Source organism: Rhodococcus sp. BP-241 (genome assembly GCF_019836145.1).
Taxonomy (GTDB): Bacteria; Actinomycetota; Actinomycetes; order Mycobacteriales; family Mycobacteriaceae; genus Rhodococcoides.
On record NZ_JABUEI010000005.1, the window covers coordinates 97,189 to 113,162 of the forward strand.

Genomic DNA, 15,974 nt, shown 5'->3' on the forward strand with positions numbered 1-15,974 from the left:
GGGTACCCCGCGGAACGACGACAGGAGCAACTCACGTGAGTACGGACGATCTCGACCCCGGTGTCGCCGCGGCCGTACGGTCCCGCATCGCGTCCGCTGGTGAGATCCCGCTGCCGGGGTCCGGTGCGACCAGGCGACGCTGGGATCTGCTGACCGCGTGGTGCCGCGACGACGCGGTGGTCGGCCGGTTGCTCGAAGCCCACTTCGACGCCGTCGCCATCTGCGCGGAGCTGGGTGGTCCCGCGACCTCGTCCGAGCAGATGTGGGGAGTGTGGGCCGCAGAGACGCCGCCGCCGGTGGACGCGGTCTCCGACGCGCACGGTTCCTGGTCGCTGACCGGCCGGAAGATGTGGTGCTCGGGCGCCCACAGTTGCTCGCACGCGCTGGTGACCGCACGGGCGGGGGAGGACTCCGCCTTGTTCGCCGTGGCGCTGGACAGCGGCACCGTGACCCCTGAACCGAACACGTGGCACGCGACGGGAATGCGCGAGAGCGATTCCGGCGCAGTGTCTCTCGCGGGAACGTCCGCGGTCGCAGTGGGGCAACCGGGTGACTACACCGCGCGTGCCGGATTCTGGCACGGGGCGATCGGAGTGGCCGCCTGCTGGTTCGGGGTGGCACTCGCCGTCGCCGACCCGCTCTACCGCCGGGCCGCTGCGGACCGGGCCGGACCGCATGCGCTCGCGCACCTCGGAGCAGTGGACGCGGCACTGACGGCCTGTGTCAACACCTTCGACGTCGCTGCCGGCGAGGTGGACCGAGACCCACTGGCTCTGGACGAGGCGAGAGTCCGCGCCATGCGGGTTCGCGCCATCGTGGAGCGGGCCTGCACCGAAGTTCTCGACCGGGTCGGCCGCGCGCTGGGTGCGGCACCCCTCGGTCTGGACGCGGAGCACTCCCGCCGGGTGGCAGACCTGACGACGTATCTTCGCCAGAGCCACGCCGAGGTCGATCTGGAGAACCTGGGCCGGGCGGTCGCGGCGTCAGGTTCCGCATCGTGAGTGTGGACAGGTTCGCGGAGCGCCCGGTGGCACAGCATGGAACGCCGGAGTCCGTGTGGCGCGAGAACGGTCCGACGTACCCCGACCTTGTCCACGACGGGCTGGCGCATCTGGTCCTCGTCGCTCCGCACCCCGATGACGAGGTCCTCGGTCTGGGCGGCTGGGCATCGATGCTGGCCGCGTCCGGTGTTCCGGTGACGATAGTCGCCGTCACTGACGGGGGCGCGTCTCACACCCCCACGCCCGCGCGGTCGCGCGCCGACCTGGAAGCGGTGCGCAGAGCCGAGAGTGCGTCGGCGCTGGTGGATCTCGGTATCGTCGACATCCGTCGGCTGAGCATGCCCGACGGACAGGTGGCCGAGCACGAGCGCGCCCTCGTCGACGCTCTCGTCGACGTGCTCGACACCGTGGGGCGCGGTACGACGGTGTGGTGCGCGACGACGCTGCGCGGCGACGGCCACCCCGATCACGAAGCTGTCGGGCGCGCGTCGGCCGCGGCGGCGAGCCGGAACGGGTGCACGCTCGTCGAGTACCCGGTGTGGATGTGGCACTGGGCAGAACCGGGGGACGAGGCCGTGGACTGGGAGTCGGCCCGCACGATCACGCTCGACGCGGACGCGATCGCGCGCAAGGAGGTAGCGGTGAGCAGATTCGTCAGCCAGACGACTCGGGACGGGAACGAGGACGAGATCCTCCCGCCGTGGGTTCTGGAGCGGCTCCTGCGTTCTCACGAGACGGTGTTCGTGTGAGCGGGCAAGCCGGAGGCCGGTCGGAATCGGGCGGGCAGGCCGGAAGCCGGTCGGAATCGGGCGGGCAGGCCGGAGGCCGGTCGGAATCGGGCGGGCAGGCCGGAGGCCGGTCGGAATCGGGCGGGCAGGCCGGAGGTGTCCCGGCGAGTTATTTCGAGCGCATGTACGAGGCCGATCCGGACCCGTGGGGGTTCGAGAGCCGGTGGTACGAGCGACGCAAGTACGCCCTCACGATGGCAATGCTTCCGAACGAGCGGTACCGGTCGGCCTTCGAGCCGGGGTGTTCCGTCGGAGTTCTGTCCGAACTCATCGCGGGCCGAGCCGATCGCCTGCTCTCCACGGACATCGCGGAGGCACCGTTGCGTCGCGCGCGGGAGCGTGGGATTCCGAACGTGGAGTTCCGCCGAGAGTCGCTGCACGACGGGTGGCCGGACGAGCAGTTCGATCTCGTCGTGCTGAGCGAGATGTGTTACTACGTCCACCCGACGGAGCTCGACGCTCTGGTGTCGAAGGCGGTCGATGCGGCAGAGCCCGGCGGAACCGTGTGCGTCGCGCACTGGCGCCACGACGTTCCGGAGTACCCGAGCACTGCGGCCGAGGTGCACACCGCGTTCCGCGCGTCACCGCACCTGCTCCTCCGGGCGGAGTACCGCGACGACGACGTTCTCGTCGACGTCTTCACGCGGGGCACTGGCGCACTCTGATCAGGCGGTGACGGGAGTCGCCATCTCGTCGAGGAACGTGGCGAAACCACCTGTGGTGCGCGTACTGGTGCGGGCCGACGTGGTCACGCACGGAGCGCCGGTGCGGCGTATGCGGTACCCCCGGCGTCCGAGTCGCGCGACCAGATCGACGTCCTCGTGGACGGCGAGCGCACGGAATCCGCCGACCGCACGGTAGGCGTCGGCGCGCACCGCGAGGTTGGCTCCGTGGACCTGCAGGAGACCGCGTCGTTCACGGTCCGCGTAGTCGCGCCGGAATCGCCGGAGCACGACGGGATCACGCAGGCCCTCGTCGACGCGCACCGGTCCGGGGACGACGTGTGCCTGCGCAGCGCACGCCACGATCGATCGGAAGTGGCCGGGGTCGACCAGCGAATCGGCGTCGGTGTTGACGTACCAGGTGGACGATCCGGCGCTCGACGTCTCGGACCGGAACCCCAGGGCCCGTGCAGCTCCCACGTTCGCGACGTCCGTCGTGACGCACCGGACGCCCCCACCCACCACCTCCGCGGTGCGGTCACTGCAGGCGTCCAGCACCACCACCAGTCGGACGGGGACCGGCGACAGCGTGCGAGCGGTGCGCAGGGCATCGAGGCACGCAGACAGCGACGCGTCCTCGTTGTGGGCGGGCACCACTGCGACGATGCGCTCGACCCGGGCCGGCGTGAAATGCACACCTGTGAAATGCCCGATTCCCGTCGTCGCCAATCATGCGCAGCGCGCGGTGCTGTGCGCGCTACGCCGTGCGGTGCGCGCGGCGCCGCATGGCGGGGCGTACCGCCTCCAGGACCGCGATACCCACTGCCGCGGAGACGAAGGCGAGCACGGTGTAGGACACGTTGCCCGCATCGAGCTCGAAGAAGCGGGCGAGCGGCGGCACGGTGAAGATGACCGCGTAGGCCGCCACGGACACGGTCAGCAGAGTCACCTTCCACCACTGCATGGGCCGGGCCACCGTCCCGAGGACCCACATCGCGACGACGATCAGCGTGATGAGCGCCGAGGTGCTCGACTGGATCCGGTCCGCCCGCGAGGCATCGGGTCCGTCGTAGGTGGCGAGGTAGGTCGCGAACGTGGCGACACCCACCACCAGTCCGGCGGGGACCGCCTTGCGCAGCACCCGAGGGACGAAGCCGGAGCGGGCCCGTTCGTTGTTCGGCGCCAGCGACAGCAGGAACGCGGGAATGCCGATGGTGAACCACGCCGCGATGGTGACGTGGCGGGGAAGAAACGGGTAGGGCAGCGGGTCGACGTTCACGACCAGGGACAGCAGACCGGACAGCCCGACGAGGACCGCGAGCACCACCGAGTAGACCGTCTTGGTGAGGAACAGCGTGGAGACCCGTTCGATGTTGCCGATGACTCGTCGACCCTCGGCCACCACGTGGGGCAGCGTCGAGAAGGCGTTGTCCAGCAACACGATCTGCGCCACGGACCGCGCCGCGGGACTTCCCGCGCCCATGGCGACACCGATGTCGGCCTTCTTCAGTGCGAGAACGTCGTTGACGCCGTCACCCGTCATGGCCACCGTGTGACCACGGCTCTGCAAGGCGGTGACCATGTCCCGCTTCTGTTCCGGGCGTACCCGTCCGAACACGGCATGACGCTCCATGGTGTCCGCGAGATCGTCCGTGTTCGACGGGAGACTGCGAGCGTCGACCGCATCACCCGACGGCAGAGCATCGAGCGACCCGGCCACCGCGCCCACGGACACCGCGTTGTCGCCGGAGATGATCTTGACCTGGACGGACTGATCCGCGAAGTAGTTCAGTGTGTCGCCGGCGTCCGCCCGGATCTTCTGCTCGAGCACGACGAGGGCTCGGGGCGTCACGACACCCGGCGCGTCGGCGTGATCCATCGGGAGGTCGCTGGTGGCGAAGAGCAGCACCCTCTTTCCGGCCGCGCCCAGCTCGGTGGCGCGTGCGGAGGCCTCCGATGCCGGATCCAGCAGCACGTCCGGAGCACCGATCAGGAAGTTGCCCGCGTCGGGGAAGGAGACTCCGCTCCACTTCTTCTCCGACGAGAACGGAGCCCGCGCGGACGCCGTCCGGGCAGGCGCGGTCGGAAGCGCGTCGGCGACGGCGATCATGCTGGCGTTCGGTCGATCGTCGTCGGCGACGACGGCGGACAGGTCGCGCCGGACGTCCTCGTCGGACTCGGCCGACAGCACGAGGAGGTCCGACATGACCATCGCGTTCTCGGTCAGCGTTCCGGTCTTGTCGGCGCACACCACGTCGATACGGGCCAGCCCCTCGACCGCCGGAAGCTCCTGCACGAGGCACTGTCGACGTCCGAGGCGGACCACGCCGACGGCGAAGGCCAGTGAGGTGAGCAGGACCAGTCCTTCCGGCACCATCGGGACCAGCGCCGCCACCATGCCGTTGAGCGCGGGGCCGAGCGGCTGGCCCGTGACGACGAGCTGGTTGACGACGATGACGATGCCGGCCGGGACCATCACCCGGGTGATGTGGCGGAGGATGCGGTCGATACCGGACCGGAGTTCGGAGTCGATGAGCGTGAACTTGCCTGCCTCCTCGGCCAACTGGGCCGCGTACGCTTCCCTCCCCACCTTGGTGACGCGGTAGGCTCCGCGGCCGGCGACGACGAACGACCCGGAGAACACGGAGTCGCTCGGGGTCTTGGTCATCGAGTCGGACTCACCCGTCAGCAGTGATTCGTCGACGTCGAGCGAGTCCGCCTCGATCACGTCGCCGTCGACGATGATCTGATCGCCCGGACCGAGTTCCACGACGTCGCCGAGCACCACCTCGTGGGGAGCGAGGTCCCGTGCACGGCCGTCTCGTCGCACGAGGGGCCGACTCTGGCCCACGATGGCGAGCGCGTCGAGGGTGCGCTTCGCGCGCAGTTCCTGGATGACGCCGATCCCGCTGTTGGCGACGATGAGCAGACCGAACATCGCGTCGATGATCGATCCGGTCGACAGCACGATGACGAGAAGTACCGCCAGAATCGCGTTGATGCGCGTGAAGATGTTGCCGCGCAGGATGTCTGCGACCGACCTCGAGGAGCGGGCCGGCACGTCGTTGGACCGACCCTGCGATGCGAGGGTCTCCGCTTCCGCTGTGGTGAGTCCGACTGCGGTGGGGACGTCGCTCGACAGCATGAAGGGGAGCCTAGTGGGTGTCGGCGACGACGGTCGTCAGCCTCGTTGGTCGTCCAGCACCTGTCGAGCCTGCTCGGTGACCGTGGTCCCAGCGCTGTAGGCCTGTGCTCGCAGCAGTGCCGACGCGGCCTGGACGCCGAGGTGGTGCCGAGCGACCACCACGCCGATCGCCAGGTGCACGGTCGACAGGTCGAAGCCGTGGTCGGGCCCGCCGTCGACGGCCGTGAGGACAGTGTCTCCGTCCAGGTCGTCGCACAGGGGAACTCGCGGCGCCAGCAACTCCGGGCGGCGTTCCACGAGCGCCGCGATGGCGGCGTCGGAGTGCGTGCTGCTGCGGCGTCGACCACGCCAGTACATCTGGAGCGTTCCCAGGGGGGTGGCGGGTGCACCGATGGGGAACGTCGCGACCTCGACGACTCCGAGGGTCGCCAATTCGTCGACGAGAGTGGTCCAGCGGACGCCGTGGTCAGGGTCCTCGACATCGAGTCGGCTGTGTCCCGCTCCCGCCATCGACTCGGTGTGCGGTCCGCAGCCGAGCAGGTACTGGAGGTCGGCCAGCCGCTCCGCCAGGTCGTCCGTCGCGTACGTGACGAGCCGGACGTCGGCATCGGCCGCAGATTCCGCCACCACGGCGGCTCCGTCCGCCCGGCACCACTGCACGCACGCGGCCAGCCATGTCTCCGCAGTGCGTCCGGACCGCAGGGCGCCCATGACGCGTTCGTCTGGTGGATGGGGCTCGCGGGCCGAGTTCGATGCCATGGGGCGTCCTTCGCTGCGTTCGTGTAACCGGTTCGTGGACCGCAGCTGAGGGTGTGTCTCGCCGTTCATCGTGTACCCGTCCGTCGGCTCCGCACACCACATCCGGCCGGTGTCCTCGAACACGGGCGCCCACTCACCGGGTGTTGCCGGTCACCCGAGTGGTCGACACGCTCGGAACACCCACGACGACATGCGGTGCTGTGCGCAGAATGCTCGGTCGCGGAGCCGGATCTTGCGCAGTCGGCAAGACCGTGGTCACCTGGGGATCTCCGCGAAGCATCGAGCCGGAGATGACGTCCTGAGGGGGCAGCGCCATGACCAGCAACGAGCATGTCGACGATCGAGCGCCACAGACGGTGGAGACCCTGGAGGAGATCGCACAGCGTGTGTTGTGGCTGTCGACCTCGATGATCCACCACGCCAATCGAATTCGGCCCAACCCCAGCGGACTCAAAGTCGGAGGCCACCAAGCCTCGTGCGCGTCGATTGTGTCGATCATGACCTCCCTGTGGTTCGAACAGTTGCAGCCCGGGGACCGGGTGTCGGTCAAGCCGCACGCGTCTCCGGTGCTGCACGCGATCAACTACCTCCTCGGTGAGTTGGACGAGAAGTACCTGACGACGCTGCGGTCCTACGGCGGGCTGCAGTCCTACCCCTCGCGCGCCAAGGACCCCGACACCGTCGACTACTCCACCGGGTCCGTGGGAATCGGAGCGACCGCACCGATCTGGGGCGCGATGTCGCGCCGCTACGTCGACGCCGCCTTCGGTGACGCGCACGACGACGCCCGGACAGCGACCGGATTCCGGGGGCGGCAGTACTCGCTCGTCGGCGACGCCGAACTGGACGAGGGCGCGGTGTGGGAGGCGGTGATCGACCCGGGAATCGCCGACCTCGGCGAGATCGTGTGGATCGTCGACCTGAACCGCCAGTCGCTGGATCGAGTGGTGCCGAACTTCGCTGCGCGGCGGCTGGAGAAGATGTTCGACGCCGCCGGCTGGCAGGTCGTCACGGTCTCGTTCGGCACCCTTCTCGACGCATTGTTCGCCCGTCCCGGCGGCGAGGCCCTGCGCGAACGCATCGTCGACATGCCCAACCCGGAGTACCAACGCCTCCTGCGCTGCACGGCGGACGAACTGCGCACCCGACTGCCCGGCGCCGGGCCCGGTGCCGAACGGATTCGTGCCCTCGTCGCCGATCTGGACGATGCCGCTCTGACGGAGGCCGTCCGTAACCTGGGCGGACACGACCTCGCCGCACTGCGCGCCGCGTTCGCCCGTATCGACGACACCCGTCCCACCGTGATCATCGCGTACACCGTCAAGGGCTTCGGGTTGCCGACGCAGGGTCATCCGCAGAATCACTCGTCGTTGCTGACGGTCGAGGAGTACGCCGAACTCGCGGGCGCGCTGGGCACCGACCCCGACGCGCCCTGGGCGCGATTCTCGGACGACAGTCCGGCCGGGCGGGTGTGCGCGGACACCGCGGACCGGCTGCGCCGGGAACCGATACACACGGCCGAGCCTCCCTCGGTGCCCACCGACATCGGGCGCACGCCCAAGGGAACGGCGACGACACAGGCCGCGCTCGGTCGCGTCCTGCTCGACCTCACCAGAGCGGCTCCGGACGCCGCGCGGCGGGTCGTCACCGTCAGTCCCGACGTCAGCTCCACCACCAACCTCGGCGGCTGGGTGAACAAGGTCGGCGTCTGGTCGTCCTCGGAACGCCACGACTGGTTCGGTGACGACGCCGAGACGATCATGCACTGGCGCGAGAGCCCCACGGGGCAACACATGGAACTGGGCATCGCCGAGACCAACCTCGTCGGACTGATGGGCGAGCTCGGTGCGACGTGGAGCCGGTGGGGAGAGCCGCTGTTCCCGATCGGAGTCATGTACGACCCGTTCGTCGAGCGCGCGCTCGAGCCGTGGTCGTACGGCATCTACGCAGGCGGACAGTCCATCCTCGTCGGCACCCCCTCGGGAGTGACCCTGGCGGCGGAAGGTGGTGCGCACCAGTCGATCAAGACCCCGTCGATCGGTCTGGAGCAGCCCGGGTGCGTGAGCTGGGAACCGGCGTTCGCGATCGACGTCGAGTGGACGCTGCTGGCGGCGATCGGACGGTTGGGGCGCCCGGGCGGCACGTCGGCGTATCTGCGCCTGTCGACCAGGCCGGTCGATCAGTCGCTGGCGAACGTTCCGGCGGATCCGGCGGCGCGGGGACGCCGACGGCGGCAGGTGGTCGCCGGGGGATACCCGCTGGTGCGGCGGGACGGTGCGGTGGTGACCATCGCGGCGATGGGCGCGATGGTCACCGAGGCCCTCGACGCGGCGGAGCGGCTCGAACAGATCGGGCTCGCTGCCGACGTCCTGTGCGTCACGAGTCCGGGGGAGCTGTATCGGGCGGTGCAGGCACGGCAGGGGCATCTCGAGGCGGAGTCGTGGATTCTCGATCATCTGCTGCCGGCAGAGCGGGCGACGCCGATGGTGACGGTCCTCGACGGTCATCCCCACACGCTCGCGTTCCTGGCGACGGTGAATCGGGTGCCGTCCACGTCTCTCGGGGTGAGTGAGTTCGGTCAGGTCGGCGCACTCGACGAGGTGTACCGCCACCATCAGATCGACACCGACTCGATCGTCCGGGCCGCACTCGACGTCACCGGTCACTGACTGCTCGGCAGGTTCATCGAGCGGCCGCGGCACCGAGTTCGATGAGCAGGACGCCGACGACGATGCATGCGATCCCGCCGAGCATGCGGCGGGTCAGGGGTTCTCGAAAGAGGTACCGGGAGGCCACGGCGGTGAGGGCGACTCCGCACGCGGCCCAGATGCCGTAGGCCACTCCCAGGGCCAGACCCGAACGGAGCGCACCGAGCAGGGCGACGAACGCGAGGAGATAGCCGAGAGCGACGACCCCGTAGAACGCGGGGCGTCCGGTGGCCGCCACGCGGAGCGACAGCGTGGCCGACACCTCGAGGAGGATGGCGCCGAGGAGGAAGAGGTACTGCATCACGGTTCCCGCTCTGCGGGGTGGGACCCGGTCTCGATGAGGAGTACACCGACGATGACCAGTCCGATTCCGAGACCCATCACGATGGTCAGCGGTTCACCGAAGAGCGCTGACGCGAGAAGGGCGGTGAGAGCGACACCGCTTGCTCCCCAGATACCGTAGGCGACACCGAGGGCCATACCGCGGCGCAGTACGGACGCGAGTCCGACGAAGGCCAGCAGATAACCGATGATCACCACGACGTAGAGGACGGGACGGGTCTCGGAACCTTTGAGCGACAGGGTGGCGGACACTTCGGCCACCACGGCCGCCGCCAGAACGAACCACACCATGCGGTAGTTCTACCGCGGGCGGGACTAGCGAGCGATCTGTCCGCGGCCCATGCGCAGGAGGAGCATGCCGAGGGTGCGGCCCTCGCGGCCGAGATCACCGAAGTGCTGGAGCACCGACATCTCGCGTGCGGACGATGCGGCCGAGCGGGGCTCCATCATGCCGACAGTGCGAGTGAGCTCGGTGCGTCGTGCCACTGCGGCCAGGATCTGGGCGTCGAGACGCTCGATCTCGTCGTGCATGGAGTCGATGTCGTGGGCGGTGTCGGCACCGTGGTTGCGCGTGACGTCTGCGGTGGCGAAGTCGGTTGCAATGCTCATGTCTACTGAATCGCGCCCATCCCGAATTTCATTACCGATCTGCCGAGATATTTTTCGGCGACCAGTCGAGAACGGGTCTCACCTGCGGTGATGCTGATTGTGAGCTGGATCGCAGTGCGCCCGTGGGCCTCAGGTTAGGTTAGGCTAACGCAATGTTTCTCACCGTGTGTGCGCCCGTGAGGCGACTGATCCCTGTACTCGTCGCGACGGTGGCCCTCACCGTGTCGTGCTCGTCGGCCGCCACCGAGGACGGCCGCGACGCGGCGCAGACAGCGGCCGGCGGCGTCTATCCCGCGACGGTCGACACCGCGTTCGGCGCCGTCGACCTCGAATCGGCGCCGACGCGCGTCGTGGCGCTGGGGTGGGGGGACGCGGAGACGGCATTGGCCCTCGGGTTCCAGCCGGTCGGTGCCAGCGACTGGCTCGACTTCGGCGGAGAGGGCGTCGGTCCGTGGGCGGAGGGTCTCTACGACACACCACCCGAGATCATCGGAACCCTGGAACCGTCCTACGAAGCCGTGGCGGCACTCGAGCCGGATCTGATCCTCGACACCAAGAGCTCGGGCGACGTCGGCCGGCACGACCGCCTGGCGGCCATCGCCCCGACCGTCGGCATCCCGGAGGGTGCGGAGAACTACACGACGTCCTACGAGGATCAGGTCACCATGGTTGCCGCGGCGCTCGGTGTGCCCGAGAAGGGCGCCGAGCTGATCGCAGGGCTGGACGACGGCTTCCGCACGGCCGCTGCGGACCATCCGGAGTTCGCAGAGAAGACCGTGACGGTGGGCGCCCTCAGCGGAACCGGCTACGGCGCCTACATAGAGGACAGCGAGCGGGTGCAGTTCCTGTTGCGGCTCGGGTTCCGGCAGAACCCGACCATCGCATCGATGACCCCGGTGCGGTTCTCCGTACCGATCGCGGACGAGCAGCTGGGTCTGCTCGACGCGGATCTCGTCGTCATGTTTCCGATCGGCAAGACTGCGCAGGACATCGAGCAGAACCCGCTGTTCCGCAGCATCCCGGCCGTGGCGCAGGGGCATGCGATCGTGTTCGACGACCCGGCGGTGGCGAAGTCCTACTCCACCAACTCGGCGCTCTCGCTGCAGTACGCACTCGACACCGTGGTGCCCATGCTGGCGGAGGCGCTCCGGTCGTGATGCTCGGAGGCGATCGCTCACGCGTGCCTTCACCAGCGGCGCGACCTCGGTGCCGAGCAACTCGATGCCCCGCAGCATGGTCCGTCCAAGAGATGCGCCACCCGCTCGCGAGCGGTGACGCGGTGGCCGGTGTCGTACTCGACGACGGCCGACACGGAGTTGTCGATCCCGATCTGCACGGCGGTGCCGTTCTGCCGATGTAGTGAAGTGTCAACACTCTGTGGTGTCGTCGAGTTGCATCGTCACGTGAGGGCAGTGAAGGTTCACGACACCTAGGCTGGGTGTGTGAACGACGACGTCGAGTGGCTGCGACCCGACGAGGTACGCGCGTGGCTCGCGGTCGCAGGCCTCCTCGAGGCGCTCCCCGCAGTACTGAACTCGCAGTTGAAGAACGCCACGGGGGTCAACCACTTCGAATACATGCTTCTGGCCGGTCTGTCCGAGTCTCCTGGTCGGAGTTCGCCGACGAGTGAGATCGCTGCCTTCGCCGCAGGATCACTCTCTCGGGTCTCCCATGCACTCACGCGTATGGAGTCGCGGGGATGGGTCGAGCGGGGGCCGCGCGGAGGCCCCGGTGGGCAGACCGCGGTGACGTTGACCGACGAGGGCATGGAGATCGTTCGTCGCGCGGCTCCCGGTCACGTCGCGCAGGTGCGAGAACTGGTCGTCGACCGCCTCGGTCGTGAGGACGCACTCGAGCTCGGGCGACTCGCGGGCCGGGTGCTCGAGGGTGCGAACCCGGCGGTCCACAGGATGCTGATGGACCGGTATCCCGAGCAGGACGTGCGCCCGGACGACCGGGACTGACGGAGAGGACCCCATGTCGCTACCGCTGACCGGCATTCGAGTGCTGGAGCTCGGCAACTACATCGCCGCGCCGACCGCGGGACGCATGCTCGCGGACTTCGGCGCGGAGGTGATCAAGGTCGAGCGACCCGGCACCGGCGACGAGATCCGGAACTGGCGTCTCTATTCCGGTACCACGTCGATGTTGTACCGGACGATCAACCGCAACAAGAAGTCGATCGTGCTCGATCTGCGCACCGAGCAGGGGCGGCAGGACGTGCTGGATCTCGCCGCGCAGTGCGACATCGTGCTCGAGAACTTTCGGCCCGGCACTCTCGAGAAATGGGGACTCTCGCCGGAGCGGTTGAGCGAGAGGAACCCCGATCTCATCATCACCCGCATCTCCGCTTTCGGGCAGACCGGTCCGATGGCCGAGCGTCCGGGCTTCGCCGCCGTCGCGGAGGCCTACGGGGGATTTCGCAACCTCGTCGGCGACCCCGACCGACCACCGGTTCGCGTCGGAGTGTCGATCGGTGACTCCATCGCCGGCCTCTACGCCGCCTTCGGTTGTGTCATGGCTCTGTTCCGACGCCAGACCGCGTCGAGCGAGCTCTCGCTCGAGCAACGCTCGATCGACGTCGCGCTCAACGAGTCGATTCTGTCGATGATGGAATCGCTGGTACCCGACTACCTCGCCTACGGAGTGGAACGCGAACGCACCGGTGGGCGGATGGAAGGCATCGCGCCCTCGAATGCGTACCCTTGCAACGACGGTCACTCGATCATCATCGCCGGCAACGGCGACGCCATCTTCCAGCGCTACATGGAGACGATCGGTCGGCCGGATCTCGGCGCGGATCCCGAGCTGTCCGCCAACGCCGGCCGCTGGCGACGTCGGGACGAACTGGACGCGGCCATCTCCGCCTGGACCATGCTGCACTCCCGCGACGAGGCGTTGGCGGTGCTCGATCGGGCCGGTGTGCCGTCGGGGCCCATCTACACGGCCGCCGACATCGTGCGGGATCCACAGTACCGAGCGCGCAACATGATTCAGACGTTCCCCGTGGACGTCGGTGGTGAGACTCCGGTGGACGTGGGTTTCGTCGGTGTGGTGCCCGTCATCGGCGACGCGTCCGTTCCCATCCGATCGCTCGGACCGGACCTCGGCGAGCACACCGCCGAAGTACTGCGGGAACTGTTGGGACGCACCGAGAGCGAGCACGACGCATGACACGGATTCTGGTCACCCTGCCGATTCCCGAACCACGTATGGAGATTCTGCGCCGCGCCGCCGACGTCGACGTGATCGCGCTCGATCACGTCGCGCTGGCGGAGCGATGCGCCTCCGGCGACTACGACGTGGTGGTGGCCCAGCTCCGGGACCGGTTCGACAGCGCACTGCTCGCCGGTGCGCGGCTGCGTGGGATCTCCAACTACGCGGTGGGTGTCGACAACATCGACGTCGGCGCCGCCACCGTCCGAGGCATCGTCGTCGGGAACACTCCGGGCGTCCTGACGGACTCCACGGCGGACATCGCTCTCCTGCTGATGCTGGCCACCGCGCGTCGGGCGCTCGAGGCGGACCGGACGGTGCGCGCCGGTGAGTTCACCGGATGGGCACCGGACCTGATGCTCGGCACGGACGTGTCCGGACGGGTGCTGGGACTGGCAGGATTCGGGCGCATCGCCCGCGCGACGGCGCGGCGCGCTCTCGGATTCGGTATGACGGTGCGGTTCTGCCCACGGCCCCCGTCCGACAGGCCCGTCGACGATGCGGAGCTCGACGAGTTCGGCGGTCGCGTCGAGCACGTCTCGTGGGACGAGTTGGTGGCGACGAGCGACTTCCTGTCCCTGCACGTTCCGCTGACCGAGGCGACGTACCACCTCGTCGATGCTCGGGTTCTCGGCGCGATGAAGACCTCCGCGATTCTGGTGAACACCGCGCGCGGGCCGGTGGTCGACGAGTCCGCTCTGGTGGAGGCGTTGCGGGACGGCGTGATCGCCGGTGCGGGGCTCGACGTCTACGAGGACGAACCGGCCACGGCACCCGGCCTGTCGGAGCTGGCCAACACCGTGCTGCTGCCGCACGTCGGGAGCGCGACGGTGTCGGTGCGGAGCGAGATGGCGCGTCTGTGCGCGGAGAACGCCGTCGCGATGGCCGCCGGCACGATGCCGCCCCACGCCGTCAATCCGGAGGCATGGGCGGACCTGTGAGAACTAGGTCGCGAGTGCGGCGTTGACCGCGTTCTCCGTTCGGGTCGGATCGTCCACCGTCAGGACGAGTCGATCGAACCGTCCGGTGCCGTCGAGCTCGATCACAATGTTGCGCACCGGGTCCCCGACGTTCCAGAACACTTTCTCGCCGTCACGATGGAAGGTGCCGGCGTACTTTCCCGGTATCGAGAGGCCCGGAGCCCTGATGCCCCTGGGCTCACGCCGTACACCGGTGTCGACGGTGGCGCCCTTCACCTCGGACAGCGGAATGTCGAGTCGGCGCGTGAAGCTCCAGAGCTTGTCGAGGCCGCGTGGTTCGACGACCAGTCGGCCGTCGACGATGGTCACGGTGTTCATGCTGTGCCCTTTCTCTCGATGCAGGCGCGCGTGAGTATCGCGTCGCCCAGTGCCCGTGCGTCGATGTTCTCGGCAACCAACTTCTCGCGGATCTCCTGCCTCACCGAGGGATCGGAGGGGGCCAGATCCATGAGAGCGACGAGAAGCAGAGGCATCGTGGAGTGCGTCGAGCGCAGTGCGGTGAGGAACAGTCCGCGCTTGCTTCCGAACGCGTTGTAGAGGCTCGCCCGTCGGATGCCGACGGCGTCGAGGATCTGATCGACGGACGCGCCGGTGTAACCGTGACGGACGAACGTGTCGACGGCGGCCGCGAGCACAGTGTCCGTGTCGAACTCGCGCGGTCTCGGCATGCACCCATTCTAGACTGATCAGTCAATAATGGCGAGCGCCCGCACGGCATCGACGAACGCGTCCACGTCGCGCGCAGTGTGCGCGAACGACGTCACGAGACGCACGACCCCCGGCTCCCACCGGTCGTCGTAGAACGTGAATCCGCGGTCGTGCAGTGCCTGTGTCAGAGCAGCGGGGAAGCGGAAGTAGGACATGTTCGCCGACGCGTCGCCCACGACCTCGATGCCCCCGATCTGTCGGAGCCCGTCTCGGAGCCGCGCGGCCATCGCGTTGGCGTTCCGCGCATGACGCATCCAGAGGTCGTTCTCCAGGTACGCGACCAGTTGCGCGCTCTGGAACCGCATCTTGGACGTCAGCTGGCCACCGCGCTTGTGTCGGAACGCCAGTTCGGTGGACAACGAGGGATCGAACGACACGATGGCCTCGGCGGTCATCGTGCCGTTCTTCGTCGCGCCGAAGGACAGGATGTCCACGCCTGCTCGCCAGGTCATCTCGGCCGGCGTGCACTCGAGGGCCACGAGCGCGTTGGCGAACCGGGCGCCGTCCATGTGCACGCGGAGTCCGGCATCGTGCGCGATGGTCGACACCTCACGCACCTCGTCCAGGGTGTGGACGCTGCCCGTCTCGGTGACCTGCGTGAGGCTCACCACCGACGGCTGGACACTGTGGACGTCGCCGCGTCGTCGCACGACCGCGGCGCGCAGTGCGGTGGGATCCATCGTCGAACGGGGGCCGTCCACGAGGACGATCTTGGCGCCGTCGGTGAAGAACTCCGGAGCGCCGGCCTCGTCGTTGGTGATGTGGCCGTCGGGATGAGTGAGGATGCTGCCCCACGGCGGTGTACACGCGGCCAGCGCCAGTCCGTTGGCCGCCGAACCGGTTCCGACAACGAACACGTCGACGGGACGCTCGAAGACGTCGGCCATCAGCGTCGTGAGACGAGCGGACGTCGGATCGTTGCCGTACGGGGCTGCGAGCCCGGTCGATGCCTCCGCCATGGCCGCGAGGATCTCCGGGGCGGTGCCCGCGGCGTTGTCGCTGAGATATCCGGTGAGTGGGGCAGTGGTGCTCGTGGCCATACCCCCATGGTGGCAG

Annotated in this window: 17 protein-coding genes; 8 read left to right on the top strand and 9 right to left on the bottom strand. The window is 68.6% G+C overall.

Going from position 1 to position 15,974, the window contains the following annotated elements; all coding sequences use genetic code 11:
• The first annotated feature begins 35 nt into the window (after nucleotides 1-35).
• The 3 genes from HQ308_RS12390 (at nucleotide 36) to HQ308_RS12400 (ending at nucleotide 2,454) form a co-directional block, all read left to right on the top strand.
• Nucleotides 36-1,001 (top strand): acyl-CoA dehydrogenase, encoded by a 966-nt coding sequence (locus tag HQ308_RS12390; protein ID WP_374198532.1) that lies wholly within the window; start codon nucleotides 36-38, stop codon nucleotides 999-1,001.
• Nucleotides 998-1,750, top strand: coding sequence for a PIG-L family deacetylase (locus HQ308_RS12395; protein WP_308115771.1), 753 nt, complete (start codon nucleotides 998-1,000; stop codon nucleotides 1,748-1,750). Before HQ308_RS12390 ends, HQ308_RS12395 begins: the two co-directional genes overlap by 4 nt.
• A gap of 161 nt (nucleotides 1,751-1,911) precedes the next feature.
• A complete protein-coding gene (locus HQ308_RS12400; RefSeq protein ID WP_222646667.1) occupies nucleotides 1,912-2,454 on the top strand; it encodes a trans-aconitate 2-methyltransferase in 543 nt (180 codons plus the stop codon).
• Here HQ308_RS12400 and HQ308_RS12405 read toward each other — a convergent pair whose 3' ends face one another.
• The 3 genes from HQ308_RS12405 to HQ308_RS12415 form a co-directional block, all read right to left on the bottom strand.
• Entirely contained in the window at nucleotides 2,455-3,147 is a 693-nt protein-coding gene (locus HQ308_RS12405; protein ID WP_222646554.1) for a glycosyltransferase family 2 protein, read from the bottom strand.
• Nucleotides 3,148-3,208: 61 nt separating this feature from the next.
• Nucleotides 3,209-5,596, bottom strand: coding sequence for an HAD-IC family P-type ATPase (locus HQ308_RS12410; protein ID WP_222646555.1), 2,388 nt, complete (start codon nucleotides 5,594-5,596; stop codon nucleotides 3,209-3,211).
• A 36-nt stretch (nucleotides 5,597-5,632) separates the two neighbouring features.
• Nucleotides 5,633-6,355 (bottom strand): ANTAR domain-containing protein, encoded by a 723-nt coding sequence (locus HQ308_RS12415; RefSeq protein WP_222646556.1) that lies wholly within the window; start codon nucleotides 6,353-6,355, stop codon nucleotides 5,633-5,635.
• A 314-nt stretch (nucleotides 6,356-6,669) separates the two neighbouring features.
• Between HQ308_RS12415 and HQ308_RS12420 the strand changes: the two genes are divergently transcribed.
• Nucleotides 6,670-9,024: a pyruvate dehydrogenase gene (locus HQ308_RS12420; protein ID WP_222646557.1), complete on the top strand. Its 2,355-nt coding sequence runs from the start codon at nucleotides 6,670-6,672 to the stop codon at nucleotides 9,022-9,024.
• Between the two features lie 13 nt (nucleotides 9,025-9,037).
• Here HQ308_RS12420 and HQ308_RS12425 read toward each other — a convergent pair whose 3' ends face one another.
• The 3 genes from HQ308_RS12425 to HQ308_RS12435 are packed head-to-tail and all read right to left on the bottom strand — an operon-like array spanning nucleotide 9,038 to nucleotide 10,014.
• Nucleotides 9,038-9,364, bottom strand: coding sequence for a multidrug efflux SMR transporter (locus HQ308_RS12425; RefSeq protein ID WP_027504356.1), 327 nt, complete (start codon nucleotides 9,362-9,364; stop codon nucleotides 9,038-9,040).
• The gene (locus tag HQ308_RS12430) at nucleotides 9,364-9,696 is read right to left on the bottom strand and encodes a multidrug efflux SMR transporter (RefSeq protein ID WP_222646558.1); all 333 of its coding nucleotides are present in this window, start codon (nucleotides 9,694-9,696) and stop codon (nucleotides 9,364-9,366) included. Before HQ308_RS12430 ends, HQ308_RS12425 begins: the two co-directional genes overlap by 1 nt.
• 24 nt (nucleotides 9,697-9,720) lie before the next feature.
• Nucleotides 9,721-10,014, bottom strand: a complete 294-nt coding sequence (locus tag HQ308_RS12435) for a chorismate mutase (RefSeq protein WP_037184031.1) — start codon at nucleotides 10,012-10,014, stop codon at nucleotides 9,721-9,723.
• 152 nt (nucleotides 10,015-10,166) lie between these two features.
• Here HQ308_RS12435 and HQ308_RS12440 point away from each other — a divergent pair, with 152 nt between their 5' ends.
• The 4 genes from HQ308_RS12440 (at nucleotide 10,167) to HQ308_RS12455 (ending at nucleotide 14,171) form a co-directional block, all read left to right on the top strand.
• On the top strand, nucleotides 10,167-11,171 hold the full coding sequence (locus HQ308_RS12440; protein ID WP_222646559.1) for an iron-siderophore ABC transporter substrate-binding protein: 1,005 nt from the start codon (nucleotides 10,167-10,169) through the stop codon (nucleotides 11,169-11,171).
• Nucleotides 11,172-11,456: 285 nt separating this feature from the next.
• The gene (locus tag HQ308_RS12445; RefSeq protein WP_222646560.1) at nucleotides 11,457-11,978 is read left to right on the top strand and encodes a MarR family winged helix-turn-helix transcriptional regulator; all 522 of its coding nucleotides are present in this window, start codon (nucleotides 11,457-11,459) and stop codon (nucleotides 11,976-11,978) included.
• A gap of 13 nt (nucleotides 11,979-11,991) precedes the next feature.
• Nucleotides 11,992-13,188 carry a CaiB/BaiF CoA-transferase family protein gene (locus tag HQ308_RS12450; RefSeq protein WP_222639630.1) on the top strand — a complete coding sequence of 399 codons (1,197 nt, stop codon included), beginning with the start codon at nucleotides 11,992-11,994 and terminating at the stop codon, nucleotides 13,186-13,188.
• Nucleotides 13,185-14,171, top strand: a complete 987-nt coding sequence (locus tag HQ308_RS12455; protein ID WP_222646561.1) for a D-glycerate dehydrogenase — start codon at nucleotides 13,185-13,187, stop codon at nucleotides 14,169-14,171. Before HQ308_RS12450 ends, HQ308_RS12455 begins: the two co-directional genes overlap by 4 nt.
• Nucleotides 14,172-14,174: 3 nt before the next feature.
• Here HQ308_RS12455 and HQ308_RS12460 read toward each other — a convergent pair whose 3' ends face one another.
• The 3 genes from HQ308_RS12460 to HQ308_RS12470 are packed head-to-tail and all read right to left on the bottom strand — an operon-like array spanning nucleotide 14,175 to nucleotide 15,958.
• The gene (locus HQ308_RS12460; protein ID WP_056446591.1) at nucleotides 14,175-14,528 is read right to left on the bottom strand and encodes a hypothetical protein; all 354 of its coding nucleotides are present in this window, start codon (nucleotides 14,526-14,528) and stop codon (nucleotides 14,175-14,177) included.
• Nucleotides 14,525-14,878, bottom strand: coding sequence for a TetR/AcrR family transcriptional regulator (locus HQ308_RS12465; protein ID WP_051612997.1), 354 nt, complete (start codon nucleotides 14,876-14,878; stop codon nucleotides 14,525-14,527). The genes HQ308_RS12460 and HQ308_RS12465 overlap by 4 nt, the downstream gene beginning before the upstream one ends.
• Nucleotides 14,879-14,896: 18 nt before the next feature.
• The gene (locus HQ308_RS12470; protein WP_056446597.1) at nucleotides 14,897-15,958 is read right to left on the bottom strand and encodes a low specificity L-threonine aldolase; all 1,062 of its coding nucleotides are present in this window, start codon (nucleotides 15,956-15,958) and stop codon (nucleotides 14,897-14,899) included.
• Nucleotides 15,959-15,974: the final 16 nt, after the last annotated feature.

Coding starts and splice junctions, on each gene's coding strand:
- HQ308_RS12410 (WP_222646555.1), bottom strand. CDS start 5,596: ATGCTGTCGAGCGACGTCCCCACCGCAGTCGGACTCACCACAGCGGAA.
- HQ308_RS12470 (WP_056446597.1), bottom strand. CDS start 15,958: ATGGCCACGAGCACCACTGCCCCACTCACCGGATATCTCAGCGACAAC.
- HQ308_RS12440 (WP_222646559.1), top strand. CDS start 10,167: ATGTTTCTCACCGTGTGTGCGCCCGTGAGGCGACTGATCCCTGTACTC.
- HQ308_RS12465 (WP_051612997.1), bottom strand. CDS start 14,878: ATGCCGAGACCGCGCGAGTTCGACACGGACACTGTGCTCGCGGCCGCC.
- HQ308_RS12460 (WP_056446591.1), bottom strand. CDS start 14,528: ATGAACACCGTGACCATCGTCGACGGCCGACTGGTCGTCGAACCACGC.
- HQ308_RS12455 (WP_222646561.1), top strand. CDS start 13,185: ATGACACGGATTCTGGTCACCCTGCCGATTCCCGAACCACGTATGGAG.
- HQ308_RS12430 (WP_222646558.1), bottom strand. CDS start 9,696: ATGGTGTGGTTCGTTCTGGCGGCGGCCGTGGTGGCCGAAGTGTCCGCC.
- HQ308_RS12415 (WP_222646556.1), bottom strand. CDS start 6,355: ATGGCATCGAACTCGGCCCGCGAGCCCCATCCACCAGACGAACGCGTC.
- HQ308_RS12420 (WP_222646557.1), top strand. CDS start 6,670: ATGACCAGCAACGAGCATGTCGACGATCGAGCGCCACAGACGGTGGAG.
- HQ308_RS12425 (WP_027504356.1), bottom strand. CDS start 9,364: ATGCAGTACCTCTTCCTCCTCGGCGCCATCCTCCTCGAGGTGTCGGCC.
- HQ308_RS12400 (WP_222646667.1), top strand. CDS start 1,912: ATGTACGAGGCCGATCCGGACCCGTGGGGGTTCGAGAGCCGGTGGTAC.
- HQ308_RS12450 (WP_222639630.1), top strand. CDS start 11,992: ATGTCGCTACCGCTGACCGGCATTCGAGTGCTGGAGCTCGGCAACTAC.
- HQ308_RS12435 (WP_037184031.1), bottom strand. CDS start 10,014: ATGAGCATTGCAACCGACTTCGCCACCGCAGACGTCACGCGCAACCAC.